This window comes from Paenibacillus sp. FSL M8-0228 (genome assembly GCF_038007385.1).
GTDB lineage: Bacteria > Bacillota > Bacilli > Paenibacillales > Paenibacillaceae > Paenibacillus > Paenibacillus polymyxa_D.
The window spans coordinates 4,303,829-4,326,758 of record NZ_JBBOXA010000001.1; the positions used below are offsets into that span (position 1 = coordinate 4,303,829).

Genomic DNA, 22,930 nt, shown 5'->3' on the forward strand with positions numbered 1-22,930 from the left:
CTCCCCTAATCTGTTGTGAACTCCAAATATATATTTACCTCGTTATTACTGCCGCCCGACACGATGAATTTACCGTCTGCATTGATTAGCACAGCGGCAAACACGTCCGTCGTCGTATAAGAGTGTACCGGACGAACCTGACCCACAAGCGGTCTATACCCTTCTGGCAGAACCATAAATGGCTGTCCTATTACACCGCTTTTAATCCGGGCCTTAACTTGTACCTTATTGTCAATTTTACGGTAGCCCAGCACACCCATACTAACCCAACCATTGAGTAACGTTGTTGGCGTAATCCATGCGGGAACATCCTTGTCAGCCTTCTTATTCTCCAACACCGACACACGCGATGTGTTTTGCTGCACACTGTCTACCAAGTCTGACAGCAGCGTCTTTTCGTTGGCTGCGTATGAGCCTGTAAACGGCATATTGGGCGAAGACACCATTTCCATGTATGTCACAGAATATGATGACGCATCGCTAAATTTCGATAAAGGTGTGTTCGCTTGCACTAATCCATATGTTTCGATGTTCGGCGCAGTTCCGTGATCCATCACCCTCCAATTATCCCTTTTTCCATCTTTATAAAATGCGAGAAAGGACTTGGGACGTTTATTTAGTGGTGTTGACCCGCCAATTGCTCCGTTGATCCACATATTATCTTCGTATCTCGCAGCCTTGACACCTTCGCGTAACACAATCCCTGTGCCTACTTCGACCTGATTATCACCCTCGATAAAGGAAAGCTGCCCCTCTGAAACAATAGGCTCGACTGTAGGCGTTGCGAGTTGATATACAAGTTGGTACGGCGTTTTGTAGTCTGGTGCTGCAGTAGTTGGCAATGTGTTGGTATAATTGTTTGCCCCACCGGATAAGAGTGTTCCCCATGCTTTTACGCCACTTGTGTATGGGCCTAGTGTCGTTTGATCGCGCATACGCCAGCCCATGAAATACGCCTTAATCTCGTCTGCTGTCGGTGTATAGCTGTCTCCCCATCCGCTGTCCGCGATAGACACCGTCACGAATATAGATTTACCGTCCGCAGGGCTTCCAGATAAAGAATCAGCCGCATCTTCTCCAACCCGTTTAAGTAGGCTACCGTCGAACTTGACGCCCACCGGATTCCAAGTGGAAGGATTGTAGACATCTTGAAGTACAATTGTGACGCGCTTATACCCAGTATACGTAGACGCATATGTCCACGTCAGCGCTCCATCCAATGTCACACTCTGCCACTTCTTCGACTTGAAATACTGCCCGTCACGCTCGAACACCGTATCAGCATTAACCCCTGCAACTGGATCGGCGTACAGGTCTGTTTGCAATGCTAACATTGAGTCTTCGCGCGGTTTGAATGGTTTGGCTGTGCTGCCGATGTTAAGCATTGGGTTTTCGTGCGCGAATGAACCCGCAGCGGCGTATCTAAGCCGCACAGATAAGAATCGCGTTTGTGACGATGTAGTGAATGTTTTAGAACCTACGGCAATTACACCCGTCGCAACTTCTCCGGTTGGGTCAGAATCGTTATTGTCCCTACGCTCAATATATTGTAACCCGTCTCCTATACTAGAAATTGTATAGTCGGTGTTAGGCAGAACAGGAACAACAACCCGCAACGGCGATATGACATCAGGAACGGTCCGTGTAGCTGTAGCTTTGTACGGCCCTTGTAAGGTAACCACGCCTGTAGTGTTAACAGCCCATTCGTAGAATGGGGGAATCAAGTTTTCCCCGTACCGAATCGCATAAGGATTACGTACAGGCATTACACTATCTACATAAGGCCATTTAGCAGCCACTTGAACAGACGTAAGGGTCGCCGCTGCTGCATAGTCTGCATCTGATACCTCGTAAACACGCACACTGTCCATATTAAACGTATTACCGCTTGCACCTGTGCCTGTAATGGTCAAGATGTGGAAATAATCAGTAGCCGCAAACCGGACAACAGACGGCGCAAAAGCCGAAGCTGCCGCTACATCGTTACCCGTTGCCCCAGCAATGCCATTTATGGATATGGAAACCTTGCTGGTGTTACCGTTTTTCACATCTGCTATGGCTACATACTTTTTGCCCGGCGTAGTAAGGAAGGTCGCGGATGCTGTAGCGGGTACAGAACCAAGCGTAAGTTTAAATGAGCTGGTCCCGCTGGTTTTATTAGCTGTATCTGTTGCGATTGTGGTATTGGACGACCATAACCCCACACTTTCGCAATTACCCATACGCCCGAGCAAGTTTACGAGCATTCGCCCGGTCACACCGTCCAAAGAAAACAAAGCTGACTTAATGGCGGTGATGATCTGTACTCCTGCATTCAGCGTTACTTCCTGACGAGTTATTGTATCAAAACGTTCTTTAACCCCATCCATAACACCAGCAAAACCGTCTATCTTCTCCCAGTTATCATTCATCATGGTTTTCACATCAAAGAAATCGTTACCTTCTGCCACCGGGTCCTTCATGTATAGGCTCAAATTAGGTGTATTACTAGCCAATCGGTACACCTCCTGCAAATTTGTTTAATTGAGTGTTATTAATTTCACTGATCCTCATCACGTGGTGTATCTCACGTATAACTAGGTACCTGAACTGATACCGCACTTCTAAGTGTGCCGGTTTGATCTCTTCTATAGCATCTTTTAAGTCTTGGAGATTTGGCGGCAATCCTAGTGTCCCGATAAACCTGATCACAAAATAGTATTCAGACGGAAAAACAGTAACATCAACCTCGCCGCGGTCATAGCTGTCTGCCACATTTTTAATCATGCTCGCAGACACCTTGCCGCTCCCGCGCATCTTGGAGATAACCACGCTGCGGCGTTGTTCAATTGGCTTAGAGGGCATCGAGATTATTTTAAGATCCTTTTCCCAATACTTAATGCCCCAAGTTGCTGTCTCCGGGTGAAACTGGCGGAATGTATCCACCATTGCAGCATCCAAGCTGGCAAACTCAACATCTTCCGACTGCATTATTTCTACGAATTCTTGAATTTCCTCATAATAGTCCGGCAAGTATGACATTAGTTTTTTAGACATGCACATCCACCGTCCCGAGCACTGCAACCGAATCTAGCGGAACCTGAATGTTGCTGGTTACGCCGTTAATAGTCAGGTCAAAATAATCAATTACTGGAGGAACATCCAAGATAAAGTTTGCTATCCGGGTGATCCGCACCAATGTGTCGGTATCGTTAAATGCTAACCCCTCCAGATACTTAGCAATACTGGCTTCCAATTGCTCTTTTACATCGTCCGTTGTCGCATCTCGTGCTAACTGTACTCGCACACTGACGTTTATAGGCACCTCCCCAGCGCCCACAACCGTGACAACCGGACCAATAGGCGCAGCGCCTTCACCGTGTCCATCCTGAGTAGGGTCTATATGCATCTGCACAGCCTGTACAACAGCAGGTGAAGGTGTTCGTTTGTCATTGTTAAGAATCACAACCTTAACTGTGGCGTTCCCATTCCAGAGCGGGAATACCTTTGCATCCCCTACGCCACTTACTTCCCGTGCCCACACGACATATTGGTTCTTGTTTGCGCTAGTAATAGGTTTGGTGACTTTATCTTGATATCTATCAAACAAAGCCTCTCCTGACTCCACATCTTCTCCAGAAACCAATAAATCTACTAGTTCAGCTTTTGCTAGCCCGTCGATAAAATCAATAGGAAGCAATGTTCCTGTGTATTTATTGCCTATTACTCCAGCAGTCTCACACTGAACAGAAAATTGTCCAACTCCCAGTTTACTTATGACCACGTAGTTTAACTCTTCAATCGAGTAACGACTACCGATAGGTACATCCATAAGCTCGTTTTGGTTGTTATAAAACTTACCTCGCCACTGCGCTTTTATCGCTTCTTTGCGTTCTGTACCCGACCAAGCAACAGATTTATCTAAGTATTCCTCGTTATCAGGATTAGGGAAAACCAAGCTTATTTGAGTGTCTAATTCCACATATGCTTGAGCTAATTCAGCAGCATTTGGGGCCAGCGCATCATATATAACACTTCCCTCTCGTTTGTCCATGCTATCCGGTATGCGAGCAAGCATACGTTCTAGAATAGCCTCAAATGTTTGACTCTCATACAATGCCTCCGACCCCCGTTTCATCTCTGAAATTGCCTTGCGTTGTTATAACCTCAAACTCTGCTAGTACGTCACTGCCGGAAAAGGTAAATTGGAAATCACGCACATCCGTAATCCGATCATCCGCCAGTAAAGCTTCACGGACCAGCCGCTTAAGCTCTGTTTGCACGAACAATCGGCTCTGCCCTTGTAACTGATCTACTTCCGCTCCATAATCGTCGGAATAAATTAGATTTTCGTATCTCAACGTTTGAAGTATCTTATATACCACCTGCCTCATAGCCGCTAGACCGTCTACAATGCCGCGTGCGCGTCCGTTTACAAAGTCTAAGGCATATGTCTTGGTGGGCATTTCTTCCTCCTCAATCTCCTCGTCAACGATACTACCGCCCGCTGGAATCATGCGCTCACCAACTTATCTATAACGGCGAACTGCTGACCGCCTTGCATGCGTTGTAAAAGCACAGCATCACCGAGTTTGAGGCCTTCGCGGATAACCAGCACATCCGGCAGCGCGGTTTGAGTGGTCTTGGTGGCTGTTTCCGTTGGAGTTTCGTCTTTGTATACGTGGCTGTGTGTAAGACTAACCTCGTACCGGGTTACTCGTTCCGTGATAAGCAAGAAATCTTCATCCAGCACCAGTCGTTGATCAACTGTAATTTCAAGCGGATCTACTCCCGTCACCTGTCCGACCATACTCTCACTTGGCTTAGATGCATCCACAGTGCTCAGCGCTATTTTCTGTAGTTGTTTAATCATTAGATCACCTTCAGTTCCAGGCTCATCGTGTGCTCAAGCCCTGAAAATTTATGTGTGCATGAATCGACCAAATACACTTGACTCACCTTCAAATCATCAATAAACACAGGCACATAACACCCTGCCCGTATACTCAAATCCCCCATAGCATCTATACTCAAGCTTTTGCTTTCCCTATTGTGTAAGGTGAGCAAGTTTTGCGCCTTTTGCTTAATCTGTGCTGCGTTCATTTTTTCATCTACCTTGTCGTACAACTGGAGCTTGCCCCACTTTTTGATATTGTTGCTGTCCTGGTATACGTAGGCATCGCGCTTGCCTGACTCTTTATTGTCCTGCACCAGCTTTACATAGTTGTATGTCTCGCTGTCTATCGACTTTTTAAGCGCGTATCCGGTCATTAGGCTACCGTCACCCACCGACACCGATACAAGCATGTCAGCAGCCCGTTTAAGGGCCAGAGCGCCGAAATCGTCGTAAAATACATAGGTTGAACCGGTAGACATAAGCGTCTGGTCGATGGCTTTATAGATGATGTCTAATAGCTTTTGGTTATCTTCAACCATAGCGGGTATTTTGTATCCCGTGTCGGCTATCATCCCGGTTTTCAGCTTAAAATCCTCTGCAATCCGTTTTATCACCGCTCCGGCCGTCAGGTTTTTAAAAACGTAAGTGTCGTTGGCATTGAGATACCTTATTTGGTCGTACGCCGTTATCTTCATGTCGGATTTCTCCGATTGTTCCACCGAAAACACATAGCCGTAAAATATCTTGTACTTTCCCTTTGTAATGCGGACGATGTCCCCGTTCTGAACCTTAAACTTTTTGTTTTGATAGATACCGTCTTTAACCAACGTTATATCTACGCTACCCGGGCTCCCGGTGCGTTCGGTTTTCCACGTCAACTCAGACACCAACCCCGAAGCATTTTCCTTCCCGGCCATCGCCTCACCAGACACCTGCCAGACGTTGCCGTCCCGGTTGTCGATAAATATATCCATACCATCACCCCGGCAGTCTCAGCACTTGCCCGACCTTTAGCCGTTTGGCTTGTGCATTCGTGATTTTGTTGAGCGTTTGGATATCCTTGTAACGGGACCCGTCACCCAGGTATTTCTTCGCAATTATCCAAAGCGTATCCCCGGCCTTTACCTTTACAGATTTAGGTTTAGCCTTTTCGCTAGGTCGTTTGGCCTTTGTCTTTGTCGTAGTCGTCTTCTTTGCGCCTGCCTTGGTTGTGGTCTGTTTAACCTTGGCCTGCACCGCACTATAAAACACGTATTTCTTAAATGTGATGCTATATTCGATATCCGATGTGCCAGCAACTGGCTTCCATTCGAATTCCTCAATTGTGACCGGCATGTTAATAGCAATCTCCTGCGGACTCTTCTGTGCGCCAGGTTCAAAGCTAATGGCGGAATAAATAAAGCGGATGGGCCGTTTGGCGTCCATCCACTTGGTTATAAGAGCGATATATTCAGGTATAGGAAGCAATTCGTCACCGTTAACGAAAGGATACAGTTGCCCCGGCAGGAAGCTGGAGAACGATATTTCTGTGAGCTTCCGTGACTGTATAGCGTTTATTTCATCGCCGCCCACAATCTTATACGTTGACCCGTCTCCAGCCTCCTTGACGCTTAGTTCCTCCGGGTTAACAGGAATACGAAAAGCTTCCTCCTGATTGTTGTAACTCAGGAATATACCGTGTTCTTCCATATTCGAATCCCTCCCTATCATTCATATACCATTCGTGCGGTAGATACGAATTGTTCTTCCAAATGGTCACCAATCTTTTTAATAATCGTGTCAAGATCCGCACCGCTGTTAATATCTCCTGTTTTAACTTGGATGGTAGGCGTGATGGAATTGAAATTCTGTATAGACTTCATTTCTGCGATATCCCTCATAACCTTCAAATCCTCCGATGAGATATCTACCTTGTCTTCGATCTTTCCGACTTTGCCCACTTTACCAACCTTGCCAACATCGCCAGCGCCGTTTGGCTTTGCTGCCTTAGGAGCTTTATAAGGCTGGGCAGTTCCTTTAAGAGAAAAATTGCTTACGGATTTAGTAAGGTCGTTAGCCATCGACTTACCATTATTGAATGCTTTCAGAACATCCATTGATTGCATACGGTACTTGCTAAAGTCCATAACATCTTTATCCGAAGTCGGCTTTTGCGGACCATCTGCCATCTTCATGTACTGGATCGCAGAAATGGTAGAACCGGTAATCGAATTTGTTTTTTCGATCAGCCAGTTTAAGCCATCGACCATCTTGTTTATCAGATCTACGAAATACTTACCGATATCATTCCACAGGTCATAAAACAGCTTTTTGATTGCGTAAACCGGGTCGATAAAAATATTTGCGAAGAACTCCACGAAATCTAAAATTACATTCCAGAATCCAGCAATCCAGTTGTTTAGTTGGGCGAACATTGCATAAAACACCCCCACAACAAAAGCCACAACTTCCCCGGTGGATATCCCGAATTTATTCAGTACCGTTATAATACCAATGATAGCAGCCACAATAAGTGCTAATGGCCAAACGGCTATAATCCAATCTATCGCAAACCCAACAGCTACAGCGGCAGCTACAACGCCTAAAACTAATAACGTGTTTTTCACCAGATCCCAGTTGTTCACAAGAAATTGAACTACGCTTGTTGTTGCTGTTGCAATCATGGACATGCCAGCTTGAATACTGCCGAAAAATTGATCAAACTTACCGCTTTGGAAACCGTTGTTTATCATATCGAACAATGGTTCAAAGGCTTTTAATGCCTGCATCCCTGCCTTAGATAGGCTAAACTCAAAAGTGTTTACTGCCTTCTTCCATTTTGCAGCTGGAGATTCTAACATTTTGTCAAATGCCTTTTGCGTTAAATTTTGTTGGTTAAGGAGTTTATCCATTCCCTTTATGAATTCATCAATATTTCCTGCTTTACCAGCCTTCAACGCATCACTTGACTTAATCGTACTTCTTCCTATGTCGAACCTTTCCACGATAGAAGTGTAATCCCCCGAAAGGAGTTCCTTCATACTAAAAGCTGCCCCTTCTAAACCTTCAGCAGGGTTTAGCTTTGCAAGCCGCATAGAGAGCATATTCAATTTTGTTAACTGTTCAGGGTCCATAGTGTTAGACATAAACTTCATTGTTCCTGACAATGCTTCATTTACATCTTGCCCAGCCTTTAATGCTTGTTTAGTGATCGAATCATAAATAGCATTCCCTAGATTTAGATCACCAGCTCTAGAGGAAAATGTGTCAATAAATGATTGTTGATCCATCGCCCCGCTCATAACCTTTTCGAACAGAGCCTTTGCCGCTGCAATAGAAACGTAAACGGCTGCAATATTTCTGAGGTTGCTCAACATACTCTCGGAAGCCCGTCCGCCCTCACGCAAACGTCGATTCAGTCTTTCTTGTAATTGGTTTATCTTCTGTTCCAAAGCTTCTATCCGTGCTAAAGCGGCTTGTAACGATGCTGCGTTTGCGCCGCTGCTTGTTCTCAGTTGCCGAACAACACGAATGAGCCTCAATACAAGCATTTGCAGATTGCCAAACATTGCTTGTAACGATGCTGGTAATTGTATCCGTATTCTGGCTTGGATATTTCGTAATTGATTATCAATTTGCTGGCGAATGCGACGGGCCTGCGTTATTGCATCAGCGGCATTAATTGTTATATTCACCACTGAAGTGGTAAACATCCCGCGAATACGGTCACGAATAACTGTAATCTCCCGCAGAATATCAGCCGAATTGACCACAATATTGACAACAGATCCTGAGCCCATTTGCCTTATATGGTTACGCACGACTTCCAGCTCTCGAATTGCATTGGCTGCATCAAGATTGATTCGCACATTCCCATCGGATAAAGATTGCAGTCTACGTTGTACAGCATTCAACTCACTAACTGCATTAGCCGCGTTTACGTTTATTTGAATATTAGCACGGGCAGCCGTTTGCAACCGTTCCATTTGCCGTGTTGTATTTTGAAGAGCCTGATTGACTGCATTTAGTTTGTTGGAAAAGTTATCATATAATTGGAGCGTCGATTGAACAGTAGCCATTTTCCCTCCTTTCCAAAAAAGAGGCACAAAAAAAGCACCCTATTTGGATGCTTTACCTGTACTTTGTTTTTTAGGATTTACTATTTTTTCAACTACATTGATTTCCTGTAAACCTGCCTTCACTCCTACTAAATACAAAGGAGAATTTTCTCGATATTCAGCTAATTCACTTGTTTTACCATCATCCAAGTATTCAAGTAACGATGCCAGCGCAGAGTCTTTCATAGCTACTCCATCCAGAATCTTTGATTTTCCTTCCGTCAAATGAGCTCCAAGTTTCTCGGGAAATCTTTCATCAAACTTCATTGCCATTAAATTTGATCTATGTTGATTAATTATATCCCGATACTCTTTAACGTTTTCATAGGCTTCGACTTGACTAAACGAACCAGATGAGTAAGCTTTAACGAATTCGTTGAAATTTGCTTCACTCTCAACCATTTGTGTAGTTTCACTGAGAATTTGTTTTTTAAACGAATCAAACTCCTTCTTTATTTGAGTAGATTCCGTCATGGGTTTTACAGATTCTTTGCCGCTTTCTGAACCTTTTGTGATTCCAACAATGATAACCAAAGGAATTCCTATTATCAATATGATTGCAAGAAGAACCAATTGGCTTTTATGACGTTTCTTTCTTTTTTCCATCTTGTATTCTTTTTTCGATTCTTGCCACTCGCCGTAATTAGACATAATGACCCTCCTGAGTGGGTATATTTTACCATTATTCTATCAACCCACTCAGGAAGAGTAAATCATTTATTTAGTCGCGCCGCTTCTTTTTTCTCATTTTCTATACGTTCCTTAATCATTTGATATATGACTCCGCGCTCAGTGACAGACATTTTCATCAAGTCCTGGGGCAATATACGTAATTTGTGGAGGGCATAATATGCGAAGTTTGCGTCCGCATCGCCCTCCTCCATTAGTTTTTTGTTTCTTCCATAACCTTGTTGATATCTTGATCGTAACCGTTAAGCTCCTGCACCTTTTCTAACAATGTTGCAAATTCGCCAGCCAAAAGCATTGCGTTTAGCAAATTGTCGGCTCCCGCAACACCATAGTTCCCTTGCAATTCAGCATCTTTTAAGTTAGGATACACCACACTCGCCAAAACTAACTTAGTGGTGTAATCGTCCGGGTCAATTTCCGGAATCTTCATGCCGCCTTTACCCTTTTCTGTTTTCGTAGCTGACTTTCTAATAGCCTTGTTTTGCGCCTCTGAAATACCTTGGATTTTCCAAAGAATAGGTTTGCCGTCTTCATCTTTAAATCTCTCAGAAACAACAATCTCTTCTGTAATATCTACTGAAGCATTCTCTTTGAAAAACGCGCTAAATTGACTCATTATTTATATCCCCTTAATTTAGATTATTTTAGTTACCGCCCAATACAGGTTTAGAGAAGCTATCTTGCAATCCGACGCCGGAAAAAGTAAAGTCCAAATCTTCGTCCAATAATTGAGACTCAGTATCCAACTTAGCAATAATAATGCTGCTAATATTAACATTCTTGAGCGTCACGGTTTGTTTGCCGATCGAGGAAGTTGGGTCTTCATTAACGGCAACTAGATCGAAATAGGTATCTTTACCTGTGGTCACATAATCCAGCATCATTTGTCTAAACAATGAGGTCACATAGTAAAAAGTCATGTTGCCTGTTCCCTTCCAACCATTTGCTTTATTCTGATCCCCCAGGTAGCCCAATACTTTTACTTCTGTCATGTTTTTCTCGATCTTTGCCTCGAATTTCTTGCAGTAGGCCATCTCTTCCACACTACCGTTTATGGTGGCGTACAATCGACCCTGCTGGCCGGAAATAGTATCCTTAGCTTGCAACCACTGTGTCATATTATCTCGCCCTCACTAACTGATAGATTTTTTCGATACTATCTACTGGCTTAACGTAATATTCAGCGTAAATAGCATCTTTGTCTGTACCAGGTACGATCGTTACATCCGTCTGAGGATTAAACTCCTCAATAGCACTGATTTGTTGATTAAGTTCGAACAAATTAATAGCTTCTTTTTTAACGAGATTACGCCCGTCAACGTTGTTATCAACTTTGCCGATATAGGATTTTTCAAAGACTCGTTGCAAATCAGTCTTGATACCATCCAATGTACGAACAACACGATTTTTGCGGAAGTCTTTATTCTTTTTAGGCGTAAAGCTACGGAATGTATTGATATCCTGCTGTACTTTGGCCTCGCCACCCTTATAGATAAAAAAGAATTGACCGCTCTGGACACCTGTGATCGCTTCACGGTTGGTGTATCTTACATCTACATCTACTGCATCATCGTAGTCAGCGTAAGTGAGGGATTCGTTTACGTTTGCTGCTGCTGTAGCAGCTGCGACCCAAGCGACTGCTTTAACCTTATCTATCACCGTACCATCTGAAAGAATAACGCCATTCGTGACGTTTATTACTCCTTCACTGTCAGCCGCGCTGTAGTTTGGGAGTACAACCTGTACATTTTTGCCCTCGTCATCGCGCAAGCGATTGACGTAAGTGGTATACAAAGGCTTCAACGTTGCATCATCATATGGCACTCCTACGGTGTTGAAATCTTGCGTTTCAATGGCTGCCATATAATCGGAATGATCAGCGTTGGTTACAGTGCCATTTGTCCCGCCAGCTAATGAGGCTCCTGCCGTAGCTGCCAACGTCTTATCTGTAGCTGAGGCCTTGAAGCTCACCCACTCATTCGCAACCAGCCCATCAATGTTAGCAACCTTTTGTGTATTTACCTCTCGGCCCTCAACCAAGGTGCGAACATTGAAGCTAGACGGTGTGTCAATGTCAGCTTGAATCACAATGGAAATATCATTACCTCTCACGCCGCCATACTTCGCCGTAGCGACAAGATTACCGCTTGTGACTGTGCCCTTTGTCCCTTCGTTTAATCGGTACACAAGCAGCGTTTTAGCGCGTTTAAGAGCCTCCTTAACCAACAGGAGACTTGCGTGTGTAATGTCGTATCCCAACGCTTTTGAAATATCATCACCAGCATCAATAGTAATGATTTGTTTTGCTGGTCCCCAACTTAATGTCAATGGCATGGTGACGGTACCTCGATCACTTAACGTGCCTAGTGGTTTAGGCTCAGATATAACGTTGGTATATACGCCAGGTAGATCCTTGTTCTGTGTAACCCAAGTACCGGCCATTATTTAACCTCCTTCTTCAACCATTCAGCGAGAACCCGTCTAGCTTCACTAATGGTATAATCCTGCTCATCCTCTAGTAGGACGCTTAGTGTATCTTTTTCAATTTGCGTAAATTGCTTCGAATCTTGAAATTGCTCTTTGGCAAAACGGGGTTCTACCGAAGCTGACGATGCCGCCGTCTCTTTCTTCGTAGGTGCCACAACAGGCGTTGCCCCGGTTTCTGTATCTTGGTTTTCAGCCACGTATACCAGCCTCCTGTTTTAAAGTCCTCATTTTTGTTTCTGGCCCCTGCGGGCGCATTAAATGAACATTCACATCCAAGAAGAAATGCAGCACATCATCGACGATTTGGTGCTTTAAGTCGACCGCCCTGTACATACTGCCTTCCCATTGGATGTATTCCATTTCCTCATAAAGCCGATCTGCTACCGCCTCGCATTCACGGCGCTTCTCCGGGTTGTCCGGGTCTGGGAAATAGTGAATGTCGAAACTATTAGTCCGCATGTAGCGGCGGCCTAACTCTCGTGCCTGTGCGCCGTCTATGAGCAGCACAAAAAAGCACGGCTCGTCGAAACCTTGCTCTATACGCTCGTCGTATGCTTTCACGCCTGTTTGAAAGGATGAAAGATACTTTCGTATTCCATTTTTAACATCTTCCATTGCATCACCTCAGGTGGTCTTCCATAAATCGTTTCAGCTTGCGGTCCATTAGTGCAGGCAGTTCACGCTCCAACTCCCGTTCAGAGATAGTCAGCATGAACCTGCCTTCCACCCAGCCCGTGTGTAGCCGGGTACGGTGCCCGTATTCCACGTAAGGCGCATATTCGGTCGGGTTAAACAACTCAATGCTGTAGCCACCGCCCACACGCTCCACAGGGCCTAACTGCCAGTTACGCCGGAGCATTCCCGTATCTACGGGAGTCCTCGCTACCGTTTTAGCCAGGAGCCTACTAGCAAGCTCGCGTATGCAGTCTTCCACAAAGCGCGGGTAATCGGCTTGCATCTTCCGCAGGCTCTTTCCCAGCTGCTCAAACTCACTAAAATCAAACTCAGCGAAACTCATGCCTTACCAACCCGCTTCATTTTTACTTCTTGATGCGTTGGGTAGATAAATGGTTCGCCTGACTGCTGAAACTCATAGTTCATGCCGTCCTGCGTAACGAAGATACGACTGCCAGATGGTATTGTGACATCTGGAGCAATAAACAGCTTGCCGTCATATGCGACATCATTGTTCGTGTCCGTTTGGGCCGCGCTTGGCAAAGACGCTTGAGACAATGCACAAGGCTGGTTATCTAATATAACGCCTTTGCGCGGTCTCTCAGTGCCTGTTACCGGGTCTTTGTAGGTTATCTGTCCCTCTACCCGACAAACCCCCGTGTAGGTCATTTCAAGAAGCCTGCGTTCTGTTGCTGGATTACCCAGTTGCATGCTACCACCTCAATCTGCGGAATGCGTTAAGCTGCGTGGCGTACGACTTAATAAAGGCCGTACCCTCTACACCCACTTTGGCATCCGCAAAGAAAGTAAACTGCACATCACCGCGCTTGATACTCTGGACATTCTTCTCACCTTCACCAGCTGCAGCCGGAGCCACAAACTGATTTAGGTAATAGTCCTTTGCAATCAACAGCACCGTATTTTCAAGTTGCTCCGGTATGTCGGATATGTTGCAGTAGTTTTGTATGCCATTAATCGTAAAATCCAAAGAAAATCCAAGTTGCACATCCTTACTCGTATCAGTAACTGGGATGCCAAGTAGGATTTTAAGCTTGGTCAGCAGCGCTTCCCTGCGGTTCGGTTCCATTTCCTTCACCCGCTTTCAGAATGGCTGCGAGCACGTCTTCCTTTTTGGTTGCGCCAGCAAGGTCAATGGAGTTTTGTTCAGCGTGGTCCTTCAGCTGAGCCAGATTCATCTTGTTGACATCAGTCTCGACAGGTTCGTCGGGTACTTCTGTATCAGGGCTAATAACTTTGTCAGCGATTAACCCCGCTACATGTTTTGGATCTACCTCAATTTCTTGCCCCTTGAGGTAGAATTCACCGCCGTACTTTGCACTATTTGTAAGAGCCACTTTCACTCTATTCACTCCTCTCAAAATAAATAGGAGAGACGATTGTCTCCCCTTAGTTAACTTTAGCGATAAAGATGTTGTTCATTTGTTCAAACGAAGGCAATACGATTTCAGACACGATAGTATTTACGTTTACCGGATGCGGTTCTTTGTAAGTTGTTACCGCAACCCCTGTGTTGACAATCTGTACCTGAGCGTCCGTACCACCACTCATCAAATCTGCTTCCTCAGGTGTAGTACCATACCATGTGTTGCCCAGTGTATTAGCTGGGATAAGGGTGAAGTAATCGTCTGGGTAAAACAGGCCTGTAGTACCGTCTTGCAATGCAAACTTCTTGTTATACACAGCTACTGTCAGTCCTAACTTACCGACAAGGTATTGACGCATCATAGCATCCGTCATAATAATGTTTTGACCGCCAGCAGGGTTCATGTCCAAGCGGATACCAACGTTTTTCAGAATATAATTCCACGTTTTCCGCGTGCAAATAGCATTCTCAGGACGAACGCCCGTATCATCTTCGATCAGATCCATCCATGTTTGAATGTCCTGTACAATTTGCGCATTAGGAGAACTCCACTTAGCGTCTGCTGTAAGAGTAGTTTTGTGTTCATCGGACATTTTGTAATCGTATTTGTATTGCAGACGATTAGCCACAATGTCGATTCTACCCAAGGAAAGCAACTGCATAATCATTCGTTCAGGTACTACGACTGCACCATCAATCAGCGTTTTTCTATCATTGTAAATTTTCTCGATCAGTGTTTCATAGTAGGCCGCGTTAGGAGACGACAAAAGTTTAAGTAACTCCTGACGCTCTTTCTCATTAATCTTCATGCCCTCACGGAAAAACGGCATTTCTGTATCCACTTTTTCAAACCCAATACGCTCGCGTAGCGTCGCCTTAGCATCGAATTCGGACGGCTGCAGTGATACTGGCAACCCGCCGGCTCCTTTAATCCAGCTTAAATCCAAACCTTGCTGTTTCTTCGGTGGAAATAACGTAGCCCCCAAATAAGGGATTGCATTAGATGCTGTCTCCTGATAGTACGTAGCGATATTCGGTGCTGTTACAAGATCATAAATTGTTGGCATGTCTTCACCTATCCTCTCTTATTTCAAAAATGTGATTTGTTTAAGTGCAGTAATTTCTTCTGGCGCTGGCGCTGTAGGAATTTTGGTCAGATCCACGAAGCCGTGAATCATCAGCGCTCCTGAAGCAGGGCCATAGGTAACATCAACGTCTTCAAAAAGCACGCCTTCCGCATTAGAAACTCCAGTTGTTGTGACTGCCTTTTTGCCCAACTTCGTAATATCATTCAAAATTCCGTTACCGATAATCGTTCCAGCAGGGACAATTTTCTTTCCGTCCGCATTAGCTGTGATTCCCGTATCGTCCACTGTAATAGCCAGATTCACGTAATGATCAGGGAACTTGGTGATTACCTTCTTGTTGCCGTATTTAGTGGTTACAAATTTACTCATTTTCTCATCCTCCTGTTATTGGAAATAGGATTCACGCGCTTTAGATAGGCCTTCGTTATCCGCCGACTTATTCTGTGCAGCGATCTTCCCGTAATTCGGTTTACCGTCGCCCGGGTCTTGTCTGCCACCCGTTCCATCTGCTGGTTTAACTCCTTGTGGCTGGAATCCCGGTTTTGGTTCCTCTTTTGGCACAAACAAAAAGCCCTTGCTTTCGCGTAGGCCAGTGAGTTGATTGTCGAGTCCGGCTTTAATGCTTCCATCCTCTGCAATCTCGATTTGTGATTTGTCCAGCAGACTAGATACGATATCAGGATCGTGGGCCTGACCGTTCAAAGCCATCTTAAGCGCCGTATTAAGGCGTAACTCCTGCATGTCGGCATTGTACTTGTCGGTAGCTGCTTTATTGTCCTCTTGAAGCTTGGTAATCTGATCCTGTAATGCCGGAACATCCCCCGCCGCTTTCTGCAAATCAGCCAACTGCTTATCCCGGTCCTTCAGATCCGTTTCGAGTCGTTTCTTGGTATTGTTCACTTCGTCGAATTTATCTTTTGGGAACCAGTTGCCATCATTGACGACCGCTAGTTTCTTATCACCAGCCTTTTCAACAACTTGGTTATACAAATCTTCTCCAAGCAATTCTTTTAAATCCATTAATAGCACCCCTATTTTAGTTTTTATGACGTGTAACCCACCACGCATAGGATACGTTCAGTCAGCCCCGAACCTTTAAAGAGGGCAATACCCAGTTTATAGCCATATGGTAGGGCAAATGGCTAGTAAGTGAGCCCTGCTTTTATACTTGCCCAGCCGGTAGGAGATACAGGCAATGTAGCCAATTCAATACGCGGCCACTCATGTTTACCTACTACCACTTTAAAATTAATAATCGGTTGCCACGGGATGAAAAAGGCTGTTGCCAAGTCGATGGTTATTTGCATAGCTTGTTCGATGTCATAAAGAGTAGCCCGACCATCAATAACCTGCTTGCCAGTCTTGTTTAATTCATACCGCCATTCAACACTTAACGAAGGCTTGCCAACAAAACCGATCTTTTCTTTTAAGATGTCCAACACTTCTGCATTGGAAAGCGCGTCTGCCTTTACAACTCCACTCATGACTGCCCCTCCTTGTGTTTTTTCGCAAAATAAAAAGCCTGCTGCATCTAAATGTGCAATCAGGCTTTAATCCTTACTATTTTGTTTTTCAAACGGCTCTTTGACTTGCCTTAGCATGTCAGCAGCTATTTCTTTTGGCGTTTTAGTAAAATCCAACTTTAGCGGCGTATCATCGATTAAACCGATAGTCCGCTTTGGCTGCTTGGAAGTCTTCGACATACGTCCACCCCAGTTCCTTGATTATTAACTGTAGCCATAGATAATCCATATACTCATTTCTTGCTGTTTCTGACATTGTAGCATAGTTCTCGCTGCTTTGTAACTGCTCAAGAGCGGTCAAAGCAGTGGATTCCAGCACATTATTAAACACAAGCAGATCGGATGATTTACCATTGGATGACACTCCACTTACTCCGCCATCATGTCCAACTGCAAGCAGACTAGATATAGCCGGATAAATCGCCATGTTGCGAATATCCTTAACGTTTACCCTCGTCCCTCTCGGGTGGTTGTGAGTCAGGATTACGCTATTCGGCGGTGCCTTGATAAGCGATTCGTGTATCTCGGGAGTAAATGTAACTTTGTTTATGATACCATCAGCTCTACCGATTTTCTTGCCTGCTGTCTGATCCATAATGACCATGATTTCTTTGCCAGCTTTGTGACCTTCCCGAGCTAGGCTACGGTTAACCTCAGCCAACTTTTCCAATACCGGTTCTGATACGTTTGGCAGATCAACATGGTAAGAAGCTTTAGGATTGTACTTCCGATTAAAGCTGCCTCCAGGTTCTTCAACCTCAGGATCTGGCACGTTGCTTTCTGTGGGTTCATTCGGCGCGCTCGGCTTAACGTATTCCTTTTCCCACTGCTCATAGGTCATATCACCCGGTACAGCCTGATTCTTGCCGTCTTCGTCCCTCGCAACTCGCTCTTGGACATTGTCCTCATAATGTGGAATTGTGGTAGAACGGCAATAAGCATGCAATGGCGGGTAGTTTACTCCTACCTCTGCCTCAGACACCGCAAATACCTCTCCATCCATGTGCCGGCATATTGAGGATGTGCGTTTGTCTAGCGTAGCCGTAAACTTATATTGCTCTACGCCCAACTCCTTATAAGCATCCATGCGGGACTGCCCGGCAAAGTAAGCTGATTCCGTTTGTATGATCCGGGCCGCCGCTGAACGTGATACCCCCATGCGGTCAGATAAGGCGTTAATCATCTTGTCCGGTGTATCGCCCCTTATCATGCCTTGTGTAAGCACGGTTTGAAGCTCATGCACCAGCTTATCTCGGTCTTTCCAGATCCGTGCTGAGAAGTTTGAACCATCAGCAGCCCACGGTTTACTTAAGACCGCCTCAATTTGCCGTTTGTCCAGCTTGGAAAATGTAGCGCCCAGCCCAGTGCCTTTATGCAACTCGAACACAGAATGATAGTACCCATCCTTGCATATATCACCCATAAGCTCTTTAGCGCCTGCCTGACGCTTTCCGGTTAGGACTTCGACGTGTTGGCGCATCTGTAACTTTAGAGCCTCTAGGCGAGTCATACGGACTCTGATGGATGCATTCTCAAGTTCTTTCATCCACCGCTGATCAACCGCGTTTTCTCGTCCTGCCTTGATGTAATCTTCAACAGTCCACTTAAACTCCTTGAGCTCACCAGCTTTGAGCACTTGCCGCGCTTCTGCCAGCCCTATTTCGTTGTTCTTGGCGAACCGCTGATAGAATGTGTCTATATCCCGCTGAATGGATGCGTTAGCCTTGGCATACTCCAGTTCCATCTTCTTAACGTAGGCATCACCTTTACTCAGCTGCGCCTCATTTAGGGCATCCATACGGCCTGACCAGTATTCTTCGGACTTCATAGTTGTTCATCCTTCGGCTCTGTCTCAGGAGGGTTACCACCTGTACCGCCATAAGGCTGGTCTTGCACTGTTTTTAAGGCTTCGGCAGATTCTTTCCTTTTGCGCTCTTCTTCGGCTTGAACATCAGTGACCCAAGGATGATTTGCCAAGTTAGTTTCATCGGACAGTATGCCTACGCTGTTTTTGACATTCTCAACCGCTTCAGTCTCATTGATCATAACGTCCCGGTTAAGGATGAAATCAACGTCATAACTGGAGTAGTCAACCTTTGTTGTGTTATACAGATGTTGATCTACGAACCAAAGAAGCTGCTCAAGTGACGCTTGGAATTCTGTCTCAATTGTATTCGCGTCCAGATCCAAATCCTGATAAAGCGATCGAAGAGCTATACCTGAAGGGTTATTCCCAAACTTGTCCGTTTGCGTGTCAACGCCTCGGCCAAACTCATATATACTTTTACGCAATTCAGCAATATGGTTGCTTAGTGCTGTAGTGTCAATGTCGATACCTAACGTATCAATTCCACCGTCCGCCTCAACCCTAACCATACGTAATTGAGCTAAGTTACGCCGCGCATCTTCCAACTTTCCGCCACCGTAATTCTTCAGCACAATAATACTGCTCGGCATATCCTCGATATTGTCCGCATTCTCCGACATCCGCAAATCATAATCATCAACCAATGTTCTGATCATTTCTAAAAGCGGTTGTTCTTCGTCATTGTATTTGAATGCAACAAAAGGCGGGCGTTCCCAATTCAGAAGCATTTCCTTACCGTTTACTATGGCTGTAAAGTGAGATCCCACTTCTCCTAATGGACTTAGATCATTCGAAACCAGCTTATCTTGAGAGAAGCGCATGACTCCTTTTGAATCCCAAAATTCAACTATTGTAATGGTCTTCTTGGTTTTAGCCTCATAGTAGATCACATCATAGAATCGAATGACTGCATCCAACTCTGTATGCGCTGAATCTTTCCAAAGCGGGACAATCTCCTCACTTGGAATGCTCTTGAAGGCAAGTTCCTCGGTCTCGGTGTAATAAACCTGTAGCCAGGCTATCCCCTTATTGATTGCATTCTTGCCAACGTTCTTAAGTGTGCGCTGAAAGTCCTTACCGAAGTATTCACCAAGACGTTTCTTGTATTCATCTGGACCGTCAGTTTGTATGCTAAATGGTTTAGAAAGCAGATATCCCGTTTTCTGATCGACGAGTTTGCGAACAAATCCGTGTATTAGCTTATTGTTAGCTAGATTATGAACTTCTTGCCTTACCCCACCTTCGCCAACAACAGTACGCTTCTTCTCAAGTATTTTGGTCTTGTTCTCATAATACATCTGTCCCAAGATCATAAGTTGACGCTTCATAGATCCTTTGAAATCCGTGACCTCTTGTAGAGCTATTTCCTTATTGGTCATTGGAGAGTTTTCCTCAAGCATGCGGATGATGTCTTGTGTTGTGCTCAATGCATGTCCTCCTTCCTGTATTAATCAAATGAGATGCCTGGTTGCCTCATATCGTCCTCAAAAGCGTACCGTGTAGCATCAATAGTATGATTGTCCTTGTCATCCAGCCGCGTCCGTGGATTGCCGTCTGCGTCCGTCTGATAGTCGATGTTCTCAAACTCTCGGGCAATGTTTGGCGTACGAACTGGATCAATAACTATTTCCTCAAGATCATCAAGCCATTTTTCTCCATACTCCACTGAACCTGGACCCTTCTTTGCACCCTTGAAACGGCAATGTAACTGCATTTTTAGTTCATCCACCGACTTGGGTTCCGCACTATCTGCAATGGTTAGCTGCTGGTCATACTTTTTCTTCTTGAGCTTCTCACTCAGCTCCCGGTTAGATATCTTCACACCGTATACTTCATCCAGGGCGTATATCTTCCGGCGTGTCTTGTCATAATGCCAGCGAACAAAGGCCAGCGGATCAACACCGTAACCCCAGTCATTGCCCTGCCGGATGTTATCAAAGCTTTTGATTTCTTCGTCCGTAATTGTACGGAATGTAAGATTATCGAACGGCACAACGCCGCTCCCTATCGCTTTGCCGAGATACTCCCACTCATAACGTTGGAACCTGGTACGCTTCATTTCCTCCGCTTCTTCGATGCTTTCTCTGGAGATGTACGGATTGTCCAAATAGGTTGAATGGTGAATATACGTGTTTGAAGGTATAAATTGTGACTCGTACAGCTTATTGACCCAACTCTGCTTACGTTTTGGCGGGTTATAAGAGTAATAGAACGCATAAAAAAGACCATCCGGCAGTTTCGCACGCAGAATGGACTTCTCAATGGTGGATACTTCATCTTCATTTTTGAATTCAGCCATTTCCTCTATCCAAAGGAAGGCTATTGGGAACTTGGACATCTTGATTGACTTGATCTTTGTCGGATCGTCCGCACCACGGAATATTATCTTATTGCCACGAGGGATGTAGACGAGCTGTAACGGGCTTTTGACGACTCTCCAATACTCAGACACCCCAAGTATCTCTATCGCCTCTTTAAGCTGCTCAAACACTGATTCTTCAAGCGTACGGGCAACCTTACGAACACATAGGGTAGTTACTGGGTATTTCATCATATCCTTAATGATTTTCAGCCCGATGTGAGCCGACTTGCCGGAGCCGCGGCCACCTTTAAGTACGTGCTTCAGGTATTTATGCGAATTAGACACCCGCCAGAAGGTTTGAAAGTGTGGTGTGACCTTCTCGGATATCCTAACCTTGAGGGCTGTCATCGCCATCACCTAAGTCATCAATGATCTGCACACCCATAGCGCCGTCAATCTGCTGTTTATCAGTCCACATGGCGTAACGTTTACCAAGCAACTCCGCAGCCTTTACCCGATCCTTGACGTAAGTGTCCTTGTCCTCCAGTTCGAAATACCCCTCACCCTTGCCCACTGGAATCTGTTCAGTGTGTTCCCCGCGCATAACCTTAGTGAGAAATTGGAGTATTTCGTCCTGTTTTGCTACCCTTTCGTCGTCTTTTTGGGCGATTTTATCGTCAATATAGGCCCTGACGTTAGGATTTGTTAGCAATTTACTAGCATTTGTCCTCATAGTGGCATCTGATTTAGCTTTATACCCGGCCTTGCGGTAAGCATCAACGCCATTACCAGTCTCAATGTAGTAGTCTGCAAAGCGCTTCTGGTTTTCGTTTAGTTTCATGTCATATCACCCACCCTCTTTCTGTTTGATTGTCTCTACATGCTAGTGTGGAGAATCAGGAGGTTTACCGTCGATGATCTTTACAACGTTATCGCCAGTCATAGATTCTTTCATGGCGAAGACTGCCGTTCCCTCGCGCGTATCAATGGTTAAAATCCCCTGTAATGGATCTGTATGAATAGATCCGCCTTCTTTTGCTACTCTCATTAGCATACCTTGGTAATCATCGCGCATAATCATCGCCCTCTCTTTTTGTCGTTTTTTGACGTTTTATATTCCTTGCTTCAATCACACTTACCACTTAATATCTTTGTGTCACTGAATTTATCCCCGAGAGAGAGGTGTTTATAATGTCTATAAAGGCCACGTTTAACTACAATGAAAAAAAGTATGCTGTCGGAGAAAGTCGTTTTTGGATCTATAACGAAAAAGATGAAAGCCTGATTTTCCCTATAGCCGAATTGTTTATTGATGTCATTCGCGATCCTTCAAGTGATCAAATAGTAAAAGTCATAATCATCCTACCTGGAGGAGATACCCTTACCTTCACTGAAACATTAGGGCTTACAGAATTCATAGACTCCGTTCAGGAAGAACAGGCAAAAGCTAAAAAGTAACTCAACATAATAGACCCGTGTATCCTACTTAGCTGTCACCTCTCAGCTATTTTCAGATGTATATTACGGGTCTATTTCTCCTCATTAAACATTCGATCATATGCCTGCTCGTATTTGGTTACAACGGATTCCAGGTCTTCTATAGCTCTCTTCCTGCACCGTTCATTCTTCCATTGCCATACAGTGAGTGAAATGACGCCAATAATCATTGCAATTAACAATATCTGAATAATCGTTTCTGGCAGCACTACAATGACATAGTTATGACCCATACTGTAACCTCAACCCTCTTGATAATTCTTCTGCCATCCCATCAATGATCTTCTTAGCGTCACATTCAATACCACCAATCTTTATGGCTATAGAATGCTTTTTCAAACCTTTATACTCCGCTATCTCCTGTGGTGTACCTTCTATGGTTCCGTCTGTATAGAGTTTCATGGGTTTACCTCCTCTTCCAGGCAATAAAAAAAGCACCCGGTT

At 44.9% G+C, this 22,930-nt stretch carries 30 protein-coding genes; 1 reads left to right on the plus strand and 29 read right to left on the minus strand.

The features are described from left to right. Positions 1–5: 5 nt before the first annotated feature. The 27 genes from MKY98_RS19205 to MKY98_RS19335 form a co-directional block, all read right to left on the minus strand. A complete protein-coding gene (locus MKY98_RS19205; protein ID WP_341011116.1) occupies positions 6–2,495 on the minus strand; it encodes a hypothetical protein in 2,490 nt (829 codons plus the stop codon). Next, positions 2,488–3,036, minus strand: coding sequence for a YmfQ family protein (locus tag MKY98_RS19210; RefSeq protein ID WP_254664435.1), 549 nt, complete (start codon positions 3,034–3,036; stop codon positions 2,488–2,490). The genes MKY98_RS19205 and MKY98_RS19210 overlap by 8 nt, the downstream gene beginning before the upstream one ends. Next, positions 3,029–4,096: a baseplate J/gp47 family protein gene (locus tag MKY98_RS19215; protein WP_341011118.1), complete on the minus strand. Its 1,068-nt coding sequence runs from the start codon at positions 4,094–4,096 to the stop codon at positions 3,029–3,031. The genes MKY98_RS19210 and MKY98_RS19215 overlap by 8 nt, the downstream gene beginning before the upstream one ends. After that, positions 4,089–4,445 carry a DUF2634 domain-containing protein gene (locus MKY98_RS19220; RefSeq protein WP_341011119.1) on the minus strand — a complete coding sequence of 119 codons (357 nt, stop codon included), beginning with the start codon at positions 4,443–4,445 and terminating at the stop codon, positions 4,089–4,091. The genes MKY98_RS19215 and MKY98_RS19220 overlap by 8 nt, the downstream gene beginning before the upstream one ends. 47 nt (positions 4,446–4,492) lie before the next feature. Then, positions 4,493–4,852 carry a DUF2577 domain-containing protein gene (locus tag MKY98_RS19225; protein ID WP_341011120.1) on the minus strand — a complete coding sequence of 120 codons (360 nt, stop codon included), beginning with the start codon at positions 4,850–4,852 and terminating at the stop codon, positions 4,493–4,495. Beyond that, positions 4,852–5,850 carry an XkdQ/YqbQ family protein gene (locus tag MKY98_RS19230; protein ID WP_341011122.1) on the minus strand — a complete coding sequence of 333 codons (999 nt, stop codon included), beginning with the start codon at positions 5,848–5,850 and terminating at the stop codon, positions 4,852–4,854. The genes MKY98_RS19225 and MKY98_RS19230 overlap by 1 nt, the downstream gene beginning before the upstream one ends. A 4-nt stretch (positions 5,851–5,854) precedes the next feature. Next, complete coding sequence (locus MKY98_RS19235; protein WP_341011123.1) at positions 5,855–6,565, minus strand: LysM peptidoglycan-binding domain-containing protein; 711 nt, start codon at positions 6,563–6,565, stop codon at positions 5,855–5,857. A 17-nt stretch (positions 6,566–6,582) separates the two neighbouring features. Beyond that, on the minus strand, positions 6,583–8,934 hold the full coding sequence (locus MKY98_RS19240) for a hypothetical protein (protein ID WP_341011124.1): 2,352 nt from the start codon (positions 8,932–8,934) through the stop codon (positions 6,583–6,585). Between the two features lie 39 nt (positions 8,935–8,973). Next, positions 8,974–9,624, minus strand: a complete 651-nt coding sequence (locus MKY98_RS19245) for a hypothetical protein (RefSeq protein ID WP_341011125.1) — start codon at positions 9,622–9,624, stop codon at positions 8,974–8,976. Positions 9,625–9,856: 232 nt separating this feature from the next. After that, positions 9,857–10,279, minus strand: coding sequence for a phage tail assembly chaperone (locus tag MKY98_RS19250; RefSeq protein WP_341011126.1), 423 nt, complete (start codon positions 10,277–10,279; stop codon positions 9,857–9,859). Positions 10,280–10,307: 28 nt separating this feature from the next. Further along, on the minus strand, positions 10,308–10,781 hold the full coding sequence (locus tag MKY98_RS19255; RefSeq protein ID WP_341011127.1) for a phage tail tube protein: 474 nt from the start codon (positions 10,779–10,781) through the stop codon (positions 10,308–10,310). Position 10,782: 1 nt separating this feature from the next. Further along, positions 10,783–12,105 carry a phage tail sheath family protein gene (locus tag MKY98_RS19260; protein ID WP_341011128.1) on the minus strand — a complete coding sequence of 441 codons (1,323 nt, stop codon included), beginning with the start codon at positions 12,103–12,105 and terminating at the stop codon, positions 10,783–10,785. Then, positions 12,105–12,347 (minus strand): hypothetical protein, encoded by a 243-nt coding sequence (locus tag MKY98_RS19265; protein ID WP_341011129.1) that lies wholly within the window; start codon positions 12,345–12,347, stop codon positions 12,105–12,107. Before MKY98_RS19265 ends, MKY98_RS19260 begins: the two co-directional genes overlap by 1 nt. Beyond that, complete coding sequence (locus MKY98_RS19270) at positions 12,340–12,765, minus strand: phage tail terminator family protein (protein ID WP_341011130.1); 426 nt, start codon at positions 12,763–12,765, stop codon at positions 12,340–12,342. The genes MKY98_RS19265 and MKY98_RS19270 overlap by 8 nt, the downstream gene beginning before the upstream one ends. Before the next feature lie 4 nt (positions 12,766–12,769). Further along, on the minus strand, positions 12,770–13,168 hold the full coding sequence (locus MKY98_RS19275; protein ID WP_341011131.1) for an HK97 gp10 family phage protein: 399 nt from the start codon (positions 13,166–13,168) through the stop codon (positions 12,770–12,772). Further along, positions 13,165–13,536, minus strand: coding sequence for an ABC transporter ATP-binding protein (locus tag MKY98_RS19280; protein ID WP_341011132.1), 372 nt, complete (start codon positions 13,534–13,536; stop codon positions 13,165–13,167). The genes MKY98_RS19275 and MKY98_RS19280 overlap by 4 nt, the downstream gene beginning before the upstream one ends. Position 13,537: 1 nt before the next feature. Then, complete coding sequence (locus tag MKY98_RS19285) at positions 13,538–13,912, minus strand: phage head-tail connector protein (protein WP_341011133.1); 375 nt, start codon at positions 13,910–13,912, stop codon at positions 13,538–13,540. Further along, on the minus strand, positions 13,872–14,186 hold the full coding sequence (locus MKY98_RS19290; RefSeq protein ID WP_341011135.1) for a Rho termination factor N-terminal domain-containing protein: 315 nt from the start codon (positions 14,184–14,186) through the stop codon (positions 13,872–13,874). The genes MKY98_RS19285 and MKY98_RS19290 overlap by 41 nt, the downstream gene beginning before the upstream one ends. 46 nt (positions 14,187–14,232) lie before the next feature. Continuing rightward, a complete protein-coding gene (locus tag MKY98_RS19295) occupies positions 14,233–15,276 on the minus strand; it encodes a major capsid protein (protein WP_341011137.1) in 1,044 nt (347 codons plus the stop codon). An 18-nt stretch (positions 15,277–15,294) separates the two neighbouring features. Next, a complete protein-coding gene (locus tag MKY98_RS19300; protein ID WP_250268547.1) occupies positions 15,295–15,666 on the minus strand; it encodes a hypothetical protein in 372 nt (123 codons plus the stop codon). A 15-nt stretch (positions 15,667–15,681) separates the two neighbouring features. Further along, positions 15,682–16,317 carry a phage scaffolding protein gene (locus MKY98_RS19305; protein ID WP_341011139.1) on the minus strand — a complete coding sequence of 212 codons (636 nt, stop codon included), beginning with the start codon at positions 16,315–16,317 and terminating at the stop codon, positions 15,682–15,684. A 122-nt stretch (positions 16,318–16,439) separates the two neighbouring features. Then, complete coding sequence (locus tag MKY98_RS19310) at positions 16,440–16,781, minus strand: hypothetical protein (RefSeq protein ID WP_341011140.1); 342 nt, start codon at positions 16,779–16,781, stop codon at positions 16,440–16,442. 169 nt (positions 16,782–16,950) lie between these two features. Further along, a complete protein-coding gene (locus MKY98_RS19315) occupies positions 16,951–18,648 on the minus strand; it encodes a minor capsid protein (protein ID WP_341011142.1) in 1,698 nt (565 codons plus the stop codon). Further along, positions 18,645–20,114, minus strand: coding sequence for a phage portal protein (locus MKY98_RS19320; protein WP_341011143.1), 1,470 nt, complete (start codon positions 20,112–20,114; stop codon positions 18,645–18,647). The genes MKY98_RS19315 and MKY98_RS19320 overlap by 4 nt, the downstream gene beginning before the upstream one ends. A 20-nt stretch (positions 20,115–20,134) precedes the next feature. Then, on the minus strand, positions 20,135–21,397 hold the full coding sequence (locus tag MKY98_RS19325; protein WP_068939733.1) for a PBSX family phage terminase large subunit: 1,263 nt from the start codon (positions 21,395–21,397) through the stop codon (positions 20,135–20,137). Further along, positions 21,378–21,830 carry a terminase small subunit gene (locus tag MKY98_RS19330; RefSeq protein ID WP_068939730.1) on the minus strand — a complete coding sequence of 151 codons (453 nt, stop codon included), beginning with the start codon at positions 21,828–21,830 and terminating at the stop codon, positions 21,378–21,380. The genes MKY98_RS19325 and MKY98_RS19330 overlap by 20 nt, the downstream gene beginning before the upstream one ends. Positions 21,831–21,872: 42 nt before the next feature. Further along, positions 21,873–22,064 carry a hypothetical protein gene (locus MKY98_RS19335; RefSeq protein WP_068939728.1) on the minus strand — a complete coding sequence of 64 codons (192 nt, stop codon included), beginning with the start codon at positions 22,062–22,064 and terminating at the stop codon, positions 21,873–21,875. 116 nt (positions 22,065–22,180) lie between these two features. Between MKY98_RS19335 and MKY98_RS19340 the strand changes: the two genes are divergently transcribed. Continuing rightward, a complete protein-coding gene (locus tag MKY98_RS19340; protein ID WP_068939726.1) occupies positions 22,181–22,447 on the plus strand; it encodes a hypothetical protein in 267 nt (88 codons plus the stop codon). A gap of 71 nt (positions 22,448–22,518) precedes the next feature. Here the strand turns inward: MKY98_RS19340 and MKY98_RS19345 are convergent, their stop codons facing one another. Beyond that, positions 22,519–22,719: a hypothetical protein gene (locus tag MKY98_RS19345; RefSeq protein WP_068939725.1), complete on the minus strand. Its 201-nt coding sequence runs from the start codon at positions 22,717–22,719 to the stop codon at positions 22,519–22,521. Continuing rightward, the gene (locus MKY98_RS19350) at positions 22,709–22,888 is read right to left on the minus strand and encodes a hypothetical protein (RefSeq protein ID WP_068939724.1); all 180 of its coding nucleotides are present in this window, start codon (positions 22,886–22,888) and stop codon (positions 22,709–22,711) included. Before MKY98_RS19350 ends, MKY98_RS19345 begins: the two co-directional genes overlap by 11 nt. Positions 22,889–22,930: the final 42 nt, after the last annotated feature.

Bases quoted from the DNA above. Each gene is read 5' to 3' on its own strand.
- MKY98_RS19210 (WP_254664435.1), bottom strand. From the start codon at position 3,036: ATGTCTAAAAAACTAATGTCATACTTGCCGGACTATTATGAGGAAATT.
- MKY98_RS19220 (WP_341011119.1), bottom strand. From the start codon at position 4,445: ATGCCCACCAAGACATATGCCTTAGACTTTGTAAACGGACGCGCACGC.
- MKY98_RS19225 (WP_341011120.1), bottom strand. From the start codon at position 4,852: ATGATTAAACAACTACAGAAAATAGCGCTGAGCACTGTGGATGCATCT.
- MKY98_RS19230 (WP_341011122.1), bottom strand. From the start codon at position 5,850: ATGGATATATTTATCGACAACCGGGACGGCAACGTCTGGCAGGTGTCT.
- MKY98_RS19235 (WP_341011123.1), bottom strand. From the start codon at position 6,565: ATGGAAGAACACGGTATATTCCTGAGTTACAACAATCAGGAGGAAGCT.
- MKY98_RS19240 (WP_341011124.1), bottom strand. From the start codon at position 8,934: ATGGCTACTGTTCAATCGACGCTCCAATTATATGATAACTTTTCCAAC.
- MKY98_RS19245 (WP_341011125.1), bottom strand. From the start codon at position 9,624: ATGTCTAATTACGGCGAGTGGCAAGAATCGAAAAAAGAATACAAGATG.
- MKY98_RS19250 (WP_341011126.1), bottom strand. From the start codon at position 10,279: ATGAGTCAATTTAGCGCGTTTTTCAAAGAGAATGCTTCAGTAGATATT.
- MKY98_RS19255 (WP_341011127.1), bottom strand. From the start codon at position 10,781: ATGACACAGTGGTTGCAAGCTAAGGATACTATTTCCGGCCAGCAGGGT.
- MKY98_RS19260 (WP_341011128.1), bottom strand. From the start codon at position 12,105: ATGGCCGGTACTTGGGTTACACAGAACAAGGATCTACCTGGCGTATAT.
- MKY98_RS19270 (WP_341011130.1), bottom strand. From the start codon at position 12,765: ATGGAAGATGTTAAAAATGGAATACGAAAGTATCTTTCATCCTTTCAA.
- MKY98_RS19275 (WP_341011131.1), bottom strand. From the start codon at position 13,168: ATGAGTTTCGCTGAGTTTGATTTTAGTGAGTTTGAGCAGCTGGGAAAG.
- MKY98_RS19280 (WP_341011132.1), bottom strand. From the start codon at position 13,536: ATGCAACTGGGTAATCCAGCAACAGAACGCAGGCTTCTTGAAATGACC.
- MKY98_RS19285 (WP_341011133.1), bottom strand. From the start codon at position 13,912: ATGGAACCGAACCGCAGGGAAGCGCTGCTGACCAAGCTTAAAATCCTA.
- MKY98_RS19295 (WP_341011137.1), bottom strand. From the start codon at position 15,276: ATGCCAACAATTTATGATCTTGTAACAGCACCGAATATCGCTACGTAC.
- MKY98_RS19300 (WP_250268547.1), bottom strand. From the start codon at position 15,666: ATGAGTAAATTTGTAACCACTAAATACGGCAACAAGAAGGTAATCACC.
- MKY98_RS19305 (WP_341011139.1), bottom strand. From the start codon at position 16,317: ATGGATTTAAAAGAATTGCTTGGAGAAGATTTGTATAACCAAGTTGTT.
- MKY98_RS19310 (WP_341011140.1), bottom strand. From the start codon at position 16,781: ATGAGTGGAGTTGTAAAGGCAGACGCGCTTTCCAATGCAGAAGTGTTG.
- MKY98_RS19315 (WP_341011142.1), bottom strand. From the start codon at position 18,648: ATGAAGTCCGAAGAATACTGGTCAGGCCGTATGGATGCCCTAAATGAG.
- MKY98_RS19325 (WP_068939733.1), bottom strand. From the start codon at position 21,397: ATGACAGCCCTCAAGGTTAGGATATCCGAGAAGGTCACACCACACTTT.
- MKY98_RS19330 (WP_068939730.1), bottom strand. From the start codon at position 21,830: ATGAAACTAAACGAAAACCAGAAGCGCTTTGCAGACTACTACATTGAG.
- MKY98_RS19335 (WP_068939728.1), bottom strand. From the start codon at position 22,064: ATGCGCGATGATTACCAAGGTATGCTAATGAGAGTAGCAAAAGAAGGC.
- MKY98_RS19340 (WP_068939726.1), top strand. From the start codon at position 22,181: ATGTCTATAAAGGCCACGTTTAACTACAATGAAAAAAAGTATGCTGTC.
- MKY98_RS19345 (WP_068939725.1), bottom strand. From the start codon at position 22,719: ATGGGTCATAACTATGTCATTGTAGTGCTGCCAGAAACGATTATTCAG.
- MKY98_RS19350 (WP_068939724.1), bottom strand. From the start codon at position 22,888: ATGAAACTCTATACAGACGGAACCATAGAAGGTACACCACAGGAGATA.